This is a genomic window from bacterium (assembly GCA_040755755.1).
Taxonomy (GTDB): Bacteria; SZUA-182; SZUA-182; order DTGQ01; family DTGQ01; genus DTGQ01.
Genome location: JBFLZW010000032.1, coordinates 1 through 17800, shown reverse-complemented (window position 1 = coordinate 17800; position 17800 = coordinate 1). Strand labels below are relative to the sequence as shown.

The window sequence follows — 17800 nt, the reverse complement described above, 5'->3', positions numbered from 1 at the left end:
TGGTCTCCGCCTCTTTCGCCGACTAATCCTCTGACCGGACTTCCCACCCCGATTGTCAGTAACCTCAAGCCGAGCACCGTTCTGCCCGTACAGCCCGGTCTGACCTGGGATCCGCGCAAGACCTATCCCTGGCTGCTGTACAACACTCCACTGGGTATGGCCTATTATGATCCCCTATATGGTATTGATACCTGGCCGCCGGATTATTTTAAGGATCCGATTACCGGCCTTCCCGTCCCGATCAATCTTTCGCTGATCAAGGGCTGGAGCCTTCTTCTGCCCACAGCCACAAGCTGGCTGACCAACAATGTGCCGGTAGCCAACAATGCCTTTATCAATGCCTATCCGGCCTATGCCGTTGCCTATGAGATTCTGCAGGGAGGGACCCTGGCCAGTTATCCGATCTTTGCCGCACTCCTCAATCCTCCTCCTCCGCTGCAATCACTGCTGACCCCGGCACTCATTCTGGGATTGGGACCCCTTGTTCCCTGATAAGGATCTTCTGGCAGTAATCAAGGTCAACAAGATCCCCTTTGATAAGGAGGATAGGTATGAATAGAGGAAAGTTATTCAAGAAAAATGTATTCCTGGCCGGTATCATGCTTTTCCTGGTACTGGCGCTTGTTCCCGGAGCGGGTGCTCAATTTGGCCCCTTCGGACCGTATTTTAACCCGCTGGCAGGAATCGGCCCCTTTGGCTTTGTTCCCTTTGCGCCTCCTGCTCTATCTTCATTTGGAATTGGTCCCTACCGGACTGCTCATGCTCCATTAACCACTGCTACCCTATTTCCTGCTCCTGTTGTGCCCACTGCTCCCGCAGTCACTGCCGTTGGAGTTGGAGTTACAACCCTGGTTCCAACGGTTCCGGTTACCGCAACTGTTCCAGCGAGCGTTTTAGTTACCACGCCATTGGCTCCACTTATTACCTTTACACCGTTAAGCCTTGTCGGGCTTACTTTTGCTCCCGTTCCGACTGCACCCGCTACGGTTGCTATTCCTGTTACGGCAATCACTACTGCACCGACAATCATTCCCACAACTCCTACTGCAACTGCTGTCGGTCTCGCTTCGCTGATAAGCAGTCTGCTTATCTAGGCACTCTTGAGTCAGTCAACTGTGCCAGGGAGGACAGCAATTCTCCCTGGCACAGTATCTTTTCACCACTGAATCATTCCTTGATTTTCTCAGAATTCTTGATTATACTTTCCCCACCTTGTCCCTCTACAGTCAAACAGCAAAACCCGGAAAGAGGAAAGAGAAGCCGGAAGATGCGCTTTCACAATGTCTGTATCGAAGCCTTTGGCTATGTACTGCCTGAAAATATCGTGACTTCAGCCGAAGTGGAGCAGAAATTGTCGCCACTATATGATAAGTTGAAACTGCCCTATGGCCGGCTGGAATTGATGACCGGAATCAGAGAACGCCGTTTCTGGAACAGAGGCACCCTGCCCAGTGAGGGCAGCATCAAGGCTGGAGAAAAGGCTCTCGAGAGGACATCTCTCACCAGAGACCGACTGCAATGCCTTATTCACGCCGCAGTCAGCCGTGACTTCCTGGAGCCGGCTACAGCCACAGTCGTTCATCATGCCCTGGGCATTCCCGAATCTGCCCTGGTCTTTGATCTGTCGAACGCCTGTCTGGGATTTATCAATGGTATGGTCATTCTGGCCAGCTTGATAGAATCGGGAGAGATATCAGCCGGAATGGTAGTAGCCGGAGAGCACGGCGGCCCCCTGGTCGAGACGACCATAGCCCGGCTTCTTTCTGATCCAGCTCCAACGAGAGAAAAGCTGAAAAGTGCCTTCGCTTCTCTGACTATCGGCTCCGGCGCGGCAGCGGTCATTCTGACGCACACTGATATCTCCAAAACCGGCCACAGGCTCCTGGGCGGGGCAAGCCGCACTGCTTCCCGGCACAACGGCTTATGCCGGGGGGGCGTCGAAGGCGCAGACAGCGCCCTTGATTCGGACAGCCAGCCGACAATGAAAACCGATTCGGAAAGGCTCCTGCAGGAAGGATGTCTGGTGGCCAGCAGAACCTGGGCTGATGCTAAAAACAACCTTGGATGGAGCAATGAAGATGTGGACCGGTTCTTCTGTCACCAGGTGGGTACAGCCCATCGAAGAGCCTTGTTCGCGAGTCTTGAGCTGGATATGAATAAAGATTATCCCACAGTCGAATATTTGGGGAACATGGGCTCGGTTTCCCTGCCGGCAACTATGGCAATCGGAATTGATAAAGGCCTGCTGAAAGCCGGGCAAAGGGCGGCACTCCTGGGCATCGGAAGCGGCATCAGCTGCTGCATGCTGGGAGTCGAGTGGTAGGAAGAGACGTGGAGCAGGTAAACCTCAAGCCGTTCAAAGAGCTTTACCCTTTTTATTCCCGTTTTCTTCGCCTTGGAGAGCATGCTTACCATTACCTTGACGAGGGAGCGGGTGAGCCGGTGGTTATGCTTCATGGCAATCCCACCTGGTCTTTTTATTACCGGCATCTGGTCATGGGGCTGGCCGACTCCTACCGGATTATCGTGCCGGACCATATGGGTTGCGGCCTGTCCGATAAGCCGCAGGTGTATCCCTATACCCTGAAACAGCATATCGACAACCTGCAAGCTCTGATGGAAACCCTGAACCTCGAAAATATCACTCTGGCCCTGCACGATTGGGGAGGAGCCATCGGTATGGGATATGCGGTTCGCCACCCTCACAAGATCAGGCGGCTGATTATCTTCAATACGGCCGCTTTCCTGTCATCGAGAATGCCCTGGCAGATTGGTCTTTGCCGGATACCGGTCTTTGGCCGCCTGGCTATCCGCAGGTTCAATGTCTTTGCCGGTCTGGCCATTTACCTTGCCTGCAAGCATCGTGAGCGAATGACTCCCGCCGTCAGGGCAGGATATCTGGCTCCCTACAGAAGCTATGAAAACCGGATTGCCAACTGGTGTTTTGTCCAGGATATTCCCATGCGCCCCAAAGACCGGAGCTACCCGCTCGTTGAGGCTATCGGGGAGCGGCTTCCGGAATTTCGCGACCGGCCGGTGCTGATCCTGTGGGGAGGCAGGGATTTTTGCTTCGATCGGTCATTTTTGAAGACCTGGCAAAGGATCTTTCCAGAAGCGCGTGTTCATGTATTCGAGGATGCAGGACATTATGTTGTAGAAGATGCTCATGAGCGGATACTCCCGATGGTGAGAGAATTTTTGACGGTTGGCAGGGTAAAAAACGGATGATGTTCCCATGAATATTGCCTCATACTTGCCAAAAATGGCTCACAAAGTGCCTTTTCAGCGGGCAGTGGTCTTTCCTCATACCCGGGATGGCCGGGGCAGGGTTTCCTACACCCATTTTACGTTCCGGCAATTGAATGAGGAATCTGACCGTTATGCCCACGGATTCACCAGGCTGGGCATTCGAAAAGGGATGAGGGTATTATTGATGGTCAAGCCCAGCCTGGAGTTTATCGCCCTGACCTTTGCCCTCTTTAAGATAGGAGCAGTCCCGATCCTGATCGATCCGGGCATGGGGAAATCAAACCTGCTCAACTGCATCGCTTCAGTGGAGCCACAAGCCCTGGTGGCCATCCCCCTGGTCCATTTGGCCAGACTCCTTTACCGGAAGCACTTCCAGAGTGTGCGCTATTCGGTAACGGTTGGCCCTAAATGTCCCCTGGGCGGCCCGACTATTGACCATGTCCGCTGCCGGGAATGGAAGCCTTATGAGGTTGCGGATACCGGCGATACAGATATGGCCGCCATTCTCTTCACCACGGGCAGTACGGGAAGCCCGAAAGGGGTGGTATATTGTCACGGCATGTTCGATGCCCAGGTAAGATTGATTCAGCAGCATTACGGCATCCGGGAGGGAGAAGTGGACCTGCCCGGATTTCCCCTCTTTGCCCTGTTCAGTACAGCTATGGGCATGACCTGTGTTATCCCGGCTATGGATCCGACAAGACCTGCTCAGGTCGATCCGATAAAAATCGTCGAAGCAATCCAGGATCATGGAGTTACCAACAGCTTCGGTTCTCCGGCCATCTGGAGGCGGGTTACAGAATACTGTGTGCAGGAGGGAATCCAGCTTCCTTCCCTGCGGCGCATTCTCATGGCTGGGGCTCCGGTACCCGGATACATCCTGAGCCGCTTTACCCGGATACTCGGAGAGGGTGCCGATACTTTCACTCCCTATGGGGCCACGGAATCCCTGCCGGTGGCGTCGATCAGCGGACGGGAAATCCTGGAGGAAACGCAAGCGGGAACACAGGCCGGAGCGGGGACATGCGTTGGTTTGCCCCTTCCCTCCATCGGCGTAAAGATTATTGAGATCAGCGAGGATGAAATTCCAACCTGGGAGGGCGTGCGGGAGCTTCCCAGAGGGAAGATTGGAGAGATTGTGGTCTGCGGCCCGGTGGTGACCCACGAATACTACAATCGGAAAAAAGCTACGGCTTTGGCCAAGATCTTCGATGGTCAAAGAATCTGGCACCGTATGGGAGATGTCGGATACCTGGATGACAAAGGCAGGCTCTGGTTTTGCGGACGCATGGCCCATCGGGTGATCACGCCAAAAGGAACCCTGTTTACTATTCCCTGTGAGGCCATTTTTAACCAGCACCCCGATGTATTTCGCACCGCTCTGGTCGGGGTCGGGAAAAGACCGGATCAGCAGCCGGTCATCATCGTGGAACCTCACCATGGAAAGATGCCGGGGGGTGAAGCTGAGATCAGGCGATTTACGGGTGAGCTGTGGGATCTTGGTCAGAAGAACCCCCTGACCAGGGAGATAGAGAGTTTTCTATTTCATCCTGCTTTCCCGGTTGATATTCGCCACAATGCCAAGATCTTCCGGGAGAAGCTGGCTGTCTGGGCCGGGGGGCAACTGCAAAAGAAAATACAAAGGACACCACAGAGACACTGAGACACAGAGAAAAGCAAATGGGCAAGTTACTTATGGACAGTTCCCCGGCACATGAGAAAGGATGAAATGACATGAGAGCCCTGGTAACTGGTGGGGGCGGATTTATCGGCAAATGGATAGTTAAAAAGCTGGTTGAGCGCAAGGATCAGGTTCGGGTTTTGGGCAGGCGAAAATATCCCGATCTCCTGAAGATTGGAGTAGAAACCATCCAGGGGAATATCTGCCACCGGCAGACCGTGGAGGATGCCTGCCAGGGTATTGACTGTGTTTTCCATGTTGCCGCCCTGACCGGGATATGGGGACCGTGGGAGGAATTTTATCAGGCCAATGTGATCGGCACCCGGCATGTCATCTCCGGTTGTCAAAAGCATGGGGTGCCAAGGCTTGTGTATACCAGCTCGCCCAGTGTGGTTTTTGACCAGGCTGATCAGATTGACCTTGATGAGACCGCTCCCTACCCGAAGGAGTACCTTTGCCCCTATCCCGAAACCAAAGCCATGGCCGAGCAGATGGTCCTCAAGGCCAACGGCCAGGCGGGCTTGAGCACTACAGCCCTTCGGCCTCACCTTGTCTGGGGGCCTGGAGACACCAACCTTATCCCCAGGCTGCTTGACCGGGCCAGGAAGGGAAAGCTGATGAGGGTGGGCAACGGCACGAACAAGGTCGATCTGACCTATGTGGAAAACGTGGCCCAGGCACATCTTCTGGCCGCCGACAGACTGGCCCCCTCATCACCGGTGGCTGGCGAGGCATTCTTCATCAGCCAGGGAGAGCCGGTACTCTTGTGGGCCTGGATCGATCAGTTTCTCCGGAGAATGGATATTCCGGGGATCCGAAGGTCCATACCGGTAGTTCTGGCGCGGGAGATCGGCCGGGTCACGGAGAAATACTATCAGCTCTTTCATCTCAAGGGAGAGCCGATCATGACCAGGTTTTTAGCCTCACAACTTGGGACATCGCATTATTTCAATATCTCCAAAGCCAGAGAGCGGTTGGGTTATATACCCCAGGTCAGTATGGCAGAGGGATTGAACCGGCTGGTGGCCTGGTATTCCAGACCGGAGGAAGAGAAACGGCAGGAATAAGGAAAAGGAAAAAACGGGATTTTCTCTTGCCAGAGCGGGCTTTCTAATGTTATATTAATCTGCTGGTTAACATTTCCCACCACCTATTATGCAGATAATTCCGAGTAGAGAAAAAAATGTCTGATAATCAAAAAAGAGTCGTTATTACCGGAATCGGATTAACCGCGCCCAACGGGAATTCCCTGAAGGAATACCGCGAGAGCCTCATGGCAGGCAAATCCGGAGTCCGGAAGTTTGAGACGAGGTATATGGGTGAGGTCCTGGCCGGGGTCTGTAACTTCGATGTGTTGAAATATCAAAAAAGAAAGGAAGCCCGGCGAGGGACACGGGCCGGGGCTGTAGCGATCTACTGTGCTCATGAGGCGGTCAGGGATGCAGATCTTGATTTTGCCCGGATAGATAAGTCCAGAGTGGGGATCTATCTGGGTATTACCGAACATGGCAATGTGGAAACGGAAAATGAAATTTATAACATCCAGCAGTTTGACTATGACCTTCGGTACTGGACTCATCACCACAATCCCCGGACCGTGGCCAACAATCCGGCTGGTGAACTGTCACTGAACATGGGCATTACCGGGCCGCACTATACCCTGGGTGCCGCCTGTGCAGCAGGTAACTGCGGTCTGATCCAGGGAGTGCAGATGCTGCGGCTGGACGAGGTAGACCTGGCCCTGGCAGGAGGGGTATCCGAAAGCATTCACACCTTTGGCATTTTTGCCAGTTTCAGGAGTCAGGGAGCCCTGGCCAGTCATGAAGATCCGACCAGAGCCTGCCGTCCCTTTGACCGGGACCGCAACGGCATTGTGGTCTCCGAAGGGGGATGCATATGCACCCTTGAGCGCCTGGAAGATGCCATGAGGAGGGGAGCCCATATTTATGGTGAGATCGTTGGCTATGCCATAAATTCTGATGCCCTGGATTTTGTTCTTCCCAGCGGAGAGCGGCAGGCCGAATGCATGGAACTGGCCCTGAAAAGGGCCCATATTGCCCCGCATGAAATCGATCTGCTCAGCAGTCATGCTACAGCCACTCCCGTGGGGGACATCGAGGAAGCCAGGGCCATTCGGAGGGTCTTTGGCCAAAGTCCGAAAACCTATATCAATAATACGAAAAGTTATATCGGCCATACCATGGGTGCTGCCGGTGCTCTGGAGCTGGCCGGGAACCTGCCCTCATTTCAGGATTCAATCATCCATCCAACCATCAATCTGGAAAATCCGGATCCGGAATGCAGTATGAAGAACATGATCACCATGAAGCCTCAGCAGGTTGAGAGAGTTGATTATATCCTCAATAATTCCTTTGGCATGCTCGGCATCAATTCCGTAGTGATTGTCAAACGGTTTGAAAAATGATACAACTATCGTGATGTGATCAGTGAATAACCTGCTGCCAATTCAGGGAGAATAACTAAAGAGGGAGATACTATGACTCAAGAAGAGATTAAGGCCTCAGTTTTAGACATCATATCCGAAATTGTTCCGGATGAGGATACGAACCAGCTTGATCCGGATGTGCGCATCAGGGACCAGATAAACCTGGACTCCATGGATTTTCTGGATATCATCATGGAGCTTCGGAAGCGGTATAAGGTGGAGGTCCCGGAGGAAGACTATCAGAATCTGGCTACGTTGAATAGCTGCGCGGCCTATCTGGAACCCTGGCTCAAAGACAAATAAGAAACTCAAGTCGCTGGTTACGAGTTTCGGGTTATGGTTGAAGCTTCAGTCTTCAGATGTTTGCAGCTCGAATAAGGGTCTATCTCAAAAAACTCTTACTGCCAAACATGGTCGAAAGAAAGGTATAAGAGCCTGTATATACGTATTCTAGAGAGTGCGGCTACATTGTGGGATAGGTGCTTAAATAGCCATAGACTCTTTAAACCTTAAAAGAGGATATAGAAAATGATGGAAGAAAACTGTATGAACTCTGAAGGCCAGAAAGAGCAAGAACTGCTTGACTGGTGCGAAGACGGTAGTGAAGAAGAAAGGGAAGAATATCCTATTGATCAATATGACTTGACTTCGTCACCAAATGATTTCAATATATTGACTATTTTTAATTTCATAGAATCTGGAGCCGTGAAGGTTCCCGGTTTTCAAAGGAACTATGTTTGGGATCATAAGCGTGCATCAAAACTGATTGAATCACTTATTATGGGCCTTCCTGTACCTCAAATTTTTCTTTATGAAGAGGGTAGAAATAGTTTTTTGGTGATAGACGGCCAACAGAGATTAATGTCTATCTATTATTTCATTAAACAAAGATTCCCCCTAAAAGAGAAAAGGTCCGAATTGCGAACTATTTTCGAAGAACATGGAGGAATTCCTAATGATATACTCCATAATGATAAATATTTTATAAATTTTAACCTTTGTCTTCCTGAACAGTTACCCAATAAACCCAATAGGTTTAATGGACTAAATTATTCAACACTAGGTGAATATAAAACTACTTTCGATCTCCGCACAATTAGAAACGTAATTGTGAAGCAAATTTCACCAAAGGACGATGATTCGGCTATTTACGAGATTTTTAATCGCCTGAACTCTGGGGGTATTAATTTAACCGCTCAGGAAATCCGAATGAGTCTGCATCATGCTGAATTTTTCAAAATGCTTTCTCGAGTAAATACTAAAAGTGAATGGCGTGATTTTCTTAGAATTCCTGAAGTAGATCTTCATATGAAGGATATTGAAATCTTGCTTCGAAGCTTTGCCATGTTGCCTGATGGTAATAAATATAATCCCTCGATGATGAAGTTTCTCAATGGCTTCGCAAGGGATGCAAAACGATTAAGTTCAAGTGAAATAAGTTATTTTGAATCACTATTTACTTCGTTTCTATCCAGTTGTTCAAGATTGCCTAAAAATGCTTTTCTTACCACAGCAAATAAATTCAGTATTACAATATTTGAATCGGTGTTTAACGCCGTTTGTAGTTCACCATATCAACAAGGACAGTTAATTCCTGGAAAAGTAAAGCCAGAATCGTTAGACCGTTTGAAGCAGGATAAAGATTTCCTATTAGTTGCAAAAGGGAAAACAACTAATAGAAAAAATGTCTTAGATAGATTGAAACGAGCAAAAGAGATCATTGAGATAGAATAGGTATTCTGAAAAATGGATAAGACTATCATTGACACGCTGTATGAGGAAAATCAAGTCCTGGATGAATATCTGATAAGACATGACGAAATCTCTTTGCGGAGTAATTTTGATAGTAATTTTAGAAAAACATTGTTGTTATCTATAGCTAGTTACTTTGAGTATTTAATTAAGAATCACATTTTAGAATTTGCAGAAGAACAAGCTAGGGCTGCAGAACCTCTCATTGAATTTTTAAAGAATAAGGCTATCGAACGCCAGTATCATACGTATTTTCAGTGGGATGCAAGGAATGCTAATGCGTTTTTTGGATTATTTGGAAGTGGTTTTAAGGATTTTATGAGAGAAGAAATCGCGAAGGACACTGAACTCCAAGCTTCGATTAGTGCTTTTGTAGAATTAGGTCAGGTTCGAAACCAATTGGTTCACCAAAATTACGCAACGTTTCCAATGGATAAAACTGTACAAGAGATCTATGATCTTTACAAAAAAGCTCTACTATTTGTTGATGCATTTCCTAAAAAACTGCGTGTATATCTAAATAATATAAATAGTAAGATAGATTAATTAGGTAAAGTAGATTTCTGTAAAACTTGACCCTCTCCATCGCCTTAATTAGGTTAATAACCAGGATTGACATCAATATTTTTTCCAAAAGTTAGTGCTAGAGGGTGCTCAGTAAAATGGAAAGAAGTGAAAAAGCATAATGGATTACGATGTCGTCATCATCGGTGCCGGGCTGTCCGGCCTGGCTGCGGGGATCCGGCTGGCCCATTTTGGCCGGCGGGTCTGCATCCTGGAAAAACACAGCAGGGCAGGGGGATTGAATTCCTTCTTTCCTTTTCAGGGGCGTATCCTGGACGTTGGCCTGCATGCTATGACCAACTATGTGCCCCGATCGGCAAAATCAGCCCCTCTGACCAGGATACTGCGACAGCTTCGGCTATCCTATGATGATTTCCATCTCTGCCCTCAGCGGATTTCCCGCATCGTTTTTCCGGAGAAGGAACTGGCATTTACCAATGATTTTCAGTTCCTGATCCAGGAAATCGCCGATAAGTTCCCCAGCCAGGTTGATGGCTTTTTAAAACTTACCGGCTCTTTAGCCGGGTATGATGACCTCTCACGAGGAGGAGAATCGGTTTTCGCCCGAACGGCCCTGAAGCAATTCTTGTCCGACCCTCTCCTGATTGAAATGCTTCTGTGCCCGGTGATGTTTTACGGGAATTCAAGGGCTGATGACATGGACTTTGCCCAATTTTCCATTCTCTTCAGAAGTATCTTTAATGAAGGATTTGCCCGCCCGCGGCATGGCATGCGGCAGGTGCTTCAGCTACTGGTTGATAAATTCCGGGATGCCGGTGGAGAGCTGCGAACGGGGTGCAGGGTTCACAAACTCCACATTCATCGTGACCAGGTAGCTGAGATTCACCTGGCTGATAGCCGGATGATGCGGGCCAAAGTCATCATCTCAAGTATCGGAATTCCCGAAACACGGGCACTGTGCTCCTCCTGGCCTGCGGGAGCCAGAGAGCCAGAGCCGGGAGAGTTAACCTTTGTTGAATCCGTTCTGCTGCTTGATTGTTTACCTTTACAGTCCCTCGAGTTTGAGGACACGGTTCTTTTCTCCAATGACACTGAAAACTTTGTCTACCGGAAGCCGGATACCCTGATTGATCTGTCAAGCGGTGTGATCTGCTGTCCCAATAATTACCAATTGAATGAGCCGATGCCCGAAGGAATAATCCGTCTCACCCATCTGGCCAATTTCGATCTCTGGAACAGGCTGGGGGAGGAGGAATACCAGATGCAGAAAAAGTGCTGCCTGCACGAGTCGGTACAGAGAGCAGAACGGTTTATTCCCGGACTTGGGCAGCATATCGCAGCCCAGGACACCTTTACTCCCAGGACGGTTCAGCGATTTACCGGCAGACAAAACGGTGCGGTCTATGGATCGCCGGACAAGGTGAACGATGGCCGGACAGATATCAGAAATCTTTTTATTTGTGGCACAGATCAGGGGCTGGTGGGGATTGTCGGAGCTTTGCTCAGCGGCATTACCATAGCCAACCGATGGGTTTTGTATTAATTTTGTTTACCCATCATTGTTTCTTCAGGTTTTACAATGCTTATTATTGTTGTTGTTGTTGTCCTTATTGTAATACTTATAGTAAGGATAAGGTATATTACCTTTGCAGTAATTAATGACCAATCCGAGAATTTTTTCCTTTGCCTCTATTTTGGCAAGAGCATTATCCACAATTTCTCTCTGAGTAGATAATGCCTTAACAACAATAATAATACCATCTACCAGGGATGAGAGGACGACCGAATCAGTTACCGGGACGAGAGGGGGAGCATCTATGATGATATAGCGATTATTATAACGATGTTTTACCTCCTTGACCAAATTAGACATGTACTCAGAGCTTATCAGTTCAGAAGGATTTTGGGGTGGCGAACCGGAGGTTATCACGTTCAGTTTATGGATTGAAGTTCTGGTAATAAAATCCGATAAATTACCTCCGTCGGTTAAATACTCTGCCAGCCCTTTGGTAGTTTTTTCAAGGCCAAGCATACAAGACACATTCGGATTCCTGAGATCAGCATCTATCAGCAGTGCCGTTTCATGAACCCCACTGGCTAACGATATGGCCAGGTTGGTCGCTACCAGAGTCTTTCCCTCACCACTAATCGCACTGGATATCAGGAAGACTCTTTTTCCATCCTTTTGGGATGCATCGAGTATCCGTGTTCTCAATTCTCGATATTGTTCTGATGCCATAGAGCTTGGCTCCCACAACGCAACGAGATGGTCACTGAGGTCTTGGTCATTTTTCTGATCATCCAAGGACGGCAAGTTTTGCCTTGGTAATAAATTTTCCTTATTAGTCAATTCTTCGGTCTGAATAATGTTGTTTACTAATTTTTCAATATGGATAATATTGCTTAATTCTAAATAGTTATGTTTTCTTTGCCAAACTTTTTCCAGCATATTTTTCATAAATTTCATTTTCTCTTAAAATATTATGCAGAAAGTTTATGAATGATTATTTAATCAATATATAGGTACCTATCAATTCCTTGATGACTATAGTTAGGATTGAGATACTGAATACGCCGACTAGTGAAAAAAACAGAAAATTATTTCTTCTCTCTTTCTTTCTGTCCTCATCGCTGGGTAAAAAAGGAATGCCAGCCAGGATAGGGTATTTAAAGTATTCTCTGGCATCCTGTTGATCGATAATAGAGCTGTCCATATACTGAAGTAAATAAATTACCGAGCAAGCTGCAAGCAAACCAAGAAGCCCCCCAACGAGTATAAATTTAGGTCTGTTAGGCTTACTTGGCACCAGAGGTAACTGAGCTGCATCAATCACTTGGAAATTATCACTTTTCTCACGAACTTCAAGTTCTCTGGAAATCCTGGCTTCTTCCAATTTGCTGAGCAGGGTCTTGTAGATCGATGCATTAACATCATACCCTCTATTTAACCGAATCAACTCCTGCTCTTGAGCAGGAATGCTTTTGACCTTGGCTGAATAGAGCTCTATTTTTTCCTTACATTCAGCTATGCGCGAATTCAGCAAATTTATCTGAATGTTAACACGGCCTAAATCCTCTCTGAGCTTTTGGTAGATCGGATTCACTGATTCAGTCGTTATTTCTTCTTTAGTTTCGGAATACAGACTTTTATCTTTGCTTTCGGCTGCTTCCGAGATTTTTTGCTTTATTTTCTCTATCTGCTCCTTAAGGGTAATGATGTCGGGATACTCTTCAGTATATCGAGTTAATAGAGTGCTTAATTGAGCATTCAATTGAACCAGTTGGGATTCCAGGGAATTATTACTGCTGGAACTGGAAGTTAAAATAAGAGGGCTTTCCCCCGAGAGTTGTTTCGTTAACAGATCCTTTTGCAACTGGGCCTCTTTAAGCTCACTTTCAGCTCTCGATAGTAAATCCTGGTATTCTGCTAGCTTGCTCATGTTGATGTTTTCTTCATCTGGCAACTGCCCCAGATTTTCCTCCTTAAACAGCCGCAGCGCAGTTTCTGAATCTTCCAGTTTGCGTTTGTAAATACTTAATTGATTCTCTATGAAAGCAAATGCTTCATGAGCTGCACCTCTCGTCTCTCCCAGATTTTCCTCGATAAAAAGATCACAAATAGTACTGGTCACATTTTTTGCAACCTCCGGCGTGTCTCCTTCGTATGAAATAAGATACAGGTTTTTGCCCGTAACAGTTATCTTTATAGCCTTTCTCATTTCTTCAATTAATTTTTCTAATTCCAATTGTGTCTTGACAGGTAAATCAAGGTCCAGCTTTTTTATAACCTGAAGCAACCTGCTCCTGCTTAAGAGAAGCTGCTTGATCGTATTTAACCGCTCTTCAGGACTTTGAGTTACTGCCAAACCCTCCATGAGGGGGTTAATTATTTTTTCTTTCTCAACCAGTATGGTTTCAGATGAGACATATTTCTTTTTTACGGTATAACTATAAATTATGCTCATAATGGTGATCGATGCAAATATGCTGAAAAATAAATATTTCCTGCATGATATTATGTTCAAATACCTTATTGTGATGATTTTTATCCTGTCTTTATCGAATGATCCTTGCATGGTCGGGTATTGTTCCTTATTTTTTTCGTTAAAAATTAGTCCTTAAAGCAGCACTGCATCTCTTTCTCTGGTAATTGGCTCTGTCCTCTTCAGAGGGCTGTAACTTTTGGTCATCTGATACACTTTCCAGGCATTGATATCCAGCTTCAAAAAGGGTACTTTTATTGAGAGAGTAGGCCAATTTAACACTCCTGTCATAAAGCTTAACCTGATAACTATCAGGTTGGTATCGGGATTGTGTATAGCTGCCGCTCAAAGCCAGGGTCGTGGATTTGGATACCTTTAACTCCAGACATCCTTCACTGCCGTAGATTTTATCCCTCCTCTCAGTCAAGTTATGAATATAGCGGTCTCTCTTATAGGTACCGCTGAGGAAGAGTAATACTGAGTTGAGCATCGCCCAGTCTATTCGCACGATTCCACTCAATGATTTATCCTCTCTGTCCACTGAATCATAATCCGACAGGTTATAGGTTCCACCATAATTTACCGTAACTTTCCGGCCCAGGAGATCGTGCCTGATATTCAGTGATGCGGTATGAGAGATGAAAGAATCATTTTCCGTATCATGCGTGGAAGCGTGAGAAGACGACTTACTATACGTTGCGGTGACCATCGTGCCTATCCAAGGGTGAATGTCAAGCGTTGAATTCATGATCGGATGGTTATTCCTTCGCCCTGATTCTTCCATTTCCCAGGCGTAGCCGCATTTCCCACTTGCCCGTATTCCGGATCCCCTCTTCCAGGTAAACCCTGCGGCAATCTCCCGCTCTGTGCGGTCGGGAGTTGTTTCCGTAAAATTATTGAGGGTATATGTATATTCTCCATCAAGTGCAATACTTCTGCTGAGGTTATAGTAAAGATCTATGGCCCCGCAATAGGTTTTGCTGCCCTCCAGGTTTTCATCTTCCTGGTCGTATTTCCTCTCTGAAAAGGTATAACTGATTGTAGTTTTAAGCCTTTTACCAATTTCCTGTTCAAAATAGGGAGTGACGGAAAAATCGTTAAACTTGATTGTGTTACTCGCCACCAGGGGCTCTCTTTCATCACGTTTCAAAGAGCTATAGGTGTCTTGCCCTTTGATACCCATGCTCAATCTGTTCATTGGCTTTGTCCCAAAGTTCCAGGTTCCGGAGTGAATGCGCTGATTTTGGTTGTCATATCTTCTCTCATAAAATGCCAAACGAGCATTATAATTTATGCTTAAATCCATCTTTCCCGCTGTTCTCATCAAGGATAGTGCAGGGCTTATGGTGGATATATAGCTGCCTGCTCTGGTATCTCGGGTTAGCAGTACATTATCATCATACGCTCTTTCCACCACGATATTGGCTAAACAGGTATTTTCTCCGATTCTCATGGCTTCGGCTGGGTGCATCGAATGGAGTTGAAAAAGTAAATAAAATAATAAAAAAATTTTTACTTTTGTTTTTCTTTCCATTCTGATCAGTGAGGAGGCATTGGTAAAAAGGGGAACCCTCGGAACAATCCAATCTTAAAATACCCTGGCAGGAACAATAACTATATCACCGGCTTCAAGTTTCAGATTATCTTTCATCTTACCCTTTTTCATTACGTCGTTCAGTTTGACCTTTAAGGTTTCTTCTTTTCCTGCCCTTTTCGTGATAACCATCGTGCCATTTAAATATGCATCTTCAGTAGGCCCTCCGGCCGTAAGCACTGCATCAAGAGTAGTAATACCATTTTTAAAGTTGATAGTCTGCGGGCTTTTTACTTCTCCGGTCACGGTAATTCGCCTGGCAAAACTATCCGGTATATAAATAACATCATCAGGAAGAAGATCAACGTTTTGAGTTGTATCACCCTCTTCAACCAATTGAGAAAAATTCACCGGGAGACGCTGATTATTCCGCAGGATGTAAGCTTTTTCGAGGTCGGCATTTTCTGTCAGGGTTAAGCCCCCTGCCATGGCAAGCAGTTGGAGTAAATTGGTTTTCCTTTGCAGACTCAACATGCCGGGGGAGCTCACTGCGCCCATTATGTAGACCTTGAGACTGCCAATCTTCTGAATGGCTACAGTAACCTCAGGCTTACTCATATAACGGGTAAGCCCTTTGGTAATTATTTCCTTGACTTCCATAGCGGTTAACCCCTCTACCTTGATATCATCCAGCAAGGGGAATGAAATTTTCCCATCAGGTCTCACCGTCACCTCACGGTTTAAGTGCTCATTTTCCCAAACAGAAATAGCGAGGACATCCTCTGCTCCAATCCTGTAATCAATATCTTGTGCATGGAGATTCCTGAGATCTATAAATGATAATAATACAAAAATAGTGAATAAGAATAAGAATGTTACTTTATGACGGAGATTTCCCTTCATTGACCTCTTCCTGGTACTATTTTTATCGTTATCATCGTTAATAATAATCAGTTTTTACCCTTTTCTGAATCATTATTTAGCCGATAATAACAGACAAATTGCATGCAAATATCAGGCCATTCGCAATTCTAAAAATATGCTTTTGGTTATTACAATTACTCTGACTTATATTTAAAATATGTTAAAAAAGAATCAATCCCAAATGTTTCTTAACTCTTTTCCTATGAATCCTTTTTCATAATCAGGAAGTACTCTTGCATAAGTAAAAAGCTCAACGGACCTTGTACAGGTCCCAAAAATCATCTTGAACCTTTCCTTCCCAAGACGGTAGCAATAGTCTTCAGGATAATGATCACATCGAGAGATAGCGAGTAATTCTTAATATAGTAAAGATCGTACTGCAATTTTTCGACAGCGTCCTCGATAGTGGCTCCATAGCTGTAGTTAACAGCAGCCCACCCTGTTATACCGGGTTTGATAGAATGTCTTTGATTATAATAGGGAATTTTTTTATTCAACATCTCTACAAAGTAAGGGCGCTCAGGCCGGGGGCCAACAAAGCTCATATCTCCTTTCAGGACATTAACCATTTGAGGAATTTCATCGATGCGCACCTTCCTGATGAATTTCCCAATAAAAGTAGTGCGGTGGTCATTTTTCCCCGCCCATACTGGTCCGGTATCCTGTTCCGCATCTTTTCTCATGGATCTGAATTTGAATAAGTTAAATATGCGGCCGTCTTCACCAACCCTCTCTTGCTGATAAATGACCGGGCCTTTTGATTCCAGTTTAATAAGTAAAGCCGTGATCATTGAAACTGGTAAGGTAACTAGTAAGCCAATACTTGAAATCAATATGTCAAAAGTTCTCTTTTGTAATTTTGTCAATTTATTTTTCTTAAATCCCTGGGCAAATATCAGCCAACTTGGTCGTAAGCCATTCAATAAGATTTTGCCTTTTAACCGCTCATAAAATGTATGGACATCGAGGACCTCGATCCCTTTAAATTTAAGATCGACTAAATTTTCCGCTGGGAAATCTCCTCTGGCCTGGGAGCATGGGGTAACGAGTTTTTCTACTTTTTCTGTTTTAATTATAGAATCAAGGTCCTTAATTCGACCTAAAACTTTTTGCTTCATAATAACACTCCCTACCAAGGCAGGGTTGCTATCTACAAAGCCAACGACTTTAAACTTGGGATGAGCATCGGCTAATATTTCTCTTACTACCGCCTTATTCAGCTCATCGGTTCCCCAAAATAAAACCCTATGCTGAAGGTTAATCCGGGGAATAATCCGGTAAGACATGAATCTCCAGCATAAAATCGATCCACAGGCAATGAGTGAGAGAGTACAGGTAAAGTGAAACAAGATTTCGCGAAACAGAACCCGGTGAAACAGAAAATAACAGACAAACGAGGCAAGAGTAAATGAAATGAAACACTTAAATGCTAACAACCATGGCTGATATTTTTTCTCTATGCTGTAAAGTTCATTAATAAAAAGCATTATCAGACTCAGCAGAATAAAAGCGATAAAATATGCATAGCTTAACTGGATACGCCCCATGTCAGTATTCCCTGGCCTGACAGCTATTGTTTTCAATGCCATAACTACAACAGACAATAAAATAAGGAAGTCAACGGAAAACACCAATAGCCATATTCTCGAAAAATGTCTTTCCAAATACCTGAACATACGTCCTCCCCGTGACCCGATATGACTAAA

The 17800-nt window shown here is 46.1% G+C and carries 16 protein-coding genes; 11 read left to right on the top strand and 5 right to left on the bottom strand.

What is annotated here, in order from left to right; translation table 11 throughout:
- From AB1611_11020 to AB1611_10970, 11 genes are all read left to right on the top strand, one after another.
- The coding region (locus AB1611_11020; protein ID MEW6380121.1) for a hypothetical protein at nt 1–492 on the top strand (492 nt) is incomplete at its 5' end.
- A gap of 59 nt (nt 493–551) precedes the next feature.
- On the top strand, nt 552–1094 hold the full coding sequence (locus AB1611_11015) for a hypothetical protein (protein ID MEW6380120.1): 543 nt from the start codon (nt 552–554) through the stop codon (nt 1092–1094).
- A 173-nt stretch (nt 1095–1267) separates the two neighbouring features.
- Nucleotides 1268–2323, top strand: a complete 1056-nt coding sequence (locus tag AB1611_11010) for a 3-oxoacyl-ACP synthase III (GenBank protein ID MEW6380119.1) — start codon at nt 1268–1270, stop codon at nt 2321–2323.
- On the top strand, nt 2317–3228 hold the full coding sequence (locus AB1611_11005) for an alpha/beta fold hydrolase (GenBank protein MEW6380118.1): 912 nt from the start codon (nt 2317–2319) through the stop codon (nt 3226–3228). Before AB1611_11010 ends, AB1611_11005 begins: the two co-directional genes overlap by 7 nt.
- Before the next feature lie 7 nt (nt 3229–3235).
- Nucleotides 3236–4912 (top strand): fatty acid CoA ligase family protein, encoded by a 1677-nt coding sequence (locus AB1611_11000; GenBank protein ID MEW6380117.1) that lies wholly within the window; start codon nt 3236–3238, stop codon nt 4910–4912.
- A 71-nt stretch (nt 4913–4983) separates the two neighbouring features.
- Nucleotides 4984–5997 carry an NAD-dependent epimerase/dehydratase family protein gene (locus tag AB1611_10995; GenBank protein MEW6380116.1) on the top strand — a complete coding sequence of 338 codons (1014 nt, stop codon included), beginning with the start codon at nt 4984–4986 and terminating at the stop codon, nt 5995–5997.
- Between the two features lie 116 nt (nt 5998–6113).
- Nucleotides 6114–7355, top strand: a complete 1242-nt coding sequence (locus tag AB1611_10990) for a beta-ketoacyl-[acyl-carrier-protein] synthase family protein (protein ID MEW6380115.1) — start codon at nt 6114–6116, stop codon at nt 7353–7355.
- Nucleotides 7356–7427: 72 nt separating this feature from the next.
- Entirely contained in the window at nt 7428–7679 is a 252-nt protein-coding gene (locus tag AB1611_10985; protein ID MEW6380114.1) for an acyl carrier protein, read from the top strand.
- A gap of 225 nt (nt 7680–7904) precedes the next feature.
- Entirely contained in the window at nt 7905–9110 is a 1206-nt protein-coding gene (locus AB1611_10980; GenBank protein MEW6380113.1) for a DUF262 domain-containing protein, read from the top strand.
- Nucleotides 9111–9122: 12 nt separating this feature from the next.
- Nucleotides 9123–9674: a HEPN domain-containing protein gene (locus AB1611_10975; GenBank protein ID MEW6380112.1), complete on the top strand. Its 552-nt coding sequence runs from the start codon at nt 9123–9125 to the stop codon at nt 9672–9674.
- A 139-nt stretch (nt 9675–9813) separates the two neighbouring features.
- The gene (locus AB1611_10970; protein MEW6380111.1) at nt 9814–11196 is read left to right on the top strand and encodes an NAD(P)/FAD-dependent oxidoreductase; all 1383 of its coding nucleotides are present in this window, start codon (nt 9814–9816) and stop codon (nt 11194–11196) included.
- 24 nt (nt 11197–11220) lie between these two features.
- Here AB1611_10970 and AB1611_10965 read toward each other — a convergent pair whose 3' ends face one another.
- From AB1611_10965 to AB1611_10945, 5 genes are all read right to left on the bottom strand, one after another.
- On the bottom strand, nt 11221–12111 hold the full coding sequence (locus AB1611_10965) for a polysaccharide biosynthesis tyrosine autokinase (protein MEW6380110.1): 891 nt from the start codon (nt 12109–12111) through the stop codon (nt 11221–11223).
- 46 nt (nt 12112–12157) lie between these two features.
- On the bottom strand, nt 12158–13678 hold the full coding sequence (locus tag AB1611_10960) for an XrtA system polysaccharide chain length determinant (protein MEW6380109.1): 1521 nt from the start codon (nt 13676–13678) through the stop codon (nt 12158–12160).
- A gap of 79 nt (nt 13679–13757) precedes the next feature.
- Nucleotides 13758–14819, bottom strand: coding sequence for an outer membrane beta-barrel protein (locus AB1611_10955; protein ID MEW6380108.1), 1062 nt, complete (start codon nt 14817–14819; stop codon nt 13758–13760).
- Between the two features lie 405 nt (nt 14820–15224).
- Nucleotides 15225–16073, bottom strand: a complete 849-nt coding sequence (locus tag AB1611_10950) for a polysaccharide biosynthesis/export family protein (protein ID MEW6380107.1) — start codon at nt 16071–16073, stop codon at nt 15225–15227.
- A gap of 299 nt (nt 16074–16372) precedes the next feature.
- A partial coding sequence (locus tag AB1611_10945) for a TIGR03013 family XrtA/PEP-CTERM system glycosyltransferase (protein ID MEW6380106.1) occupies nt 16373–17800 on the bottom strand: 1428 nt, incomplete at its 5' end.

Coding starts and splice junctions, on each gene's coding strand:
- AB1611_10950 (MEW6380107.1), bottom strand. CDS start 16,073: ATGAAGGGAAATCTCCGTCATAAAGTAACATTCTTATTCTTATTCACT.
- AB1611_10975 (MEW6380112.1), top strand. CDS start 9,123: ATGGATAAGACTATCATTGACACGCTGTATGAGGAAAATCAAGTCCTG.
- AB1611_11000 (MEW6380117.1), top strand. CDS start 3,236: ATGAATATTGCCTCATACTTGCCAAAAATGGCTCACAAAGTGCCTTTT.
- AB1611_10970 (MEW6380111.1), top strand. CDS start 9,814: ATGGATTACGATGTCGTCATCATCGGTGCCGGGCTGTCCGGCCTGGCT.
- AB1611_10980 (MEW6380113.1), top strand. CDS start 7,905: ATGATGGAAGAAAACTGTATGAACTCTGAAGGCCAGAAAGAGCAAGAA.
- AB1611_11015 (MEW6380120.1), top strand. CDS start 552: ATGAATAGAGGAAAGTTATTCAAGAAAAATGTATTCCTGGCCGGTATC.
- AB1611_10955 (MEW6380108.1), bottom strand. CDS start 14,819: ATGGGTATCAAAGGGCAAGACACCTATAGCTCTTTGAAACGTGATGAA.
- AB1611_10990 (MEW6380115.1), top strand. CDS start 6,114: ATGTCTGATAATCAAAAAAGAGTCGTTATTACCGGAATCGGATTAACC.
- AB1611_10965 (MEW6380110.1), bottom strand. CDS start 12,111: ATGAAAAATATGCTGGAAAAAGTTTGGCAAAGAAAACATAACTATTTA.
- AB1611_10995 (MEW6380116.1), top strand. CDS start 4,984: ATGAGAGCCCTGGTAACTGGTGGGGGCGGATTTATCGGCAAATGGATA.
- AB1611_11010 (MEW6380119.1), top strand. CDS start 1,268: ATGCGCTTTCACAATGTCTGTATCGAAGCCTTTGGCTATGTACTGCCT.
- AB1611_10985 (MEW6380114.1), top strand. CDS start 7,428: ATGACTCAAGAAGAGATTAAGGCCTCAGTTTTAGACATCATATCCGAA.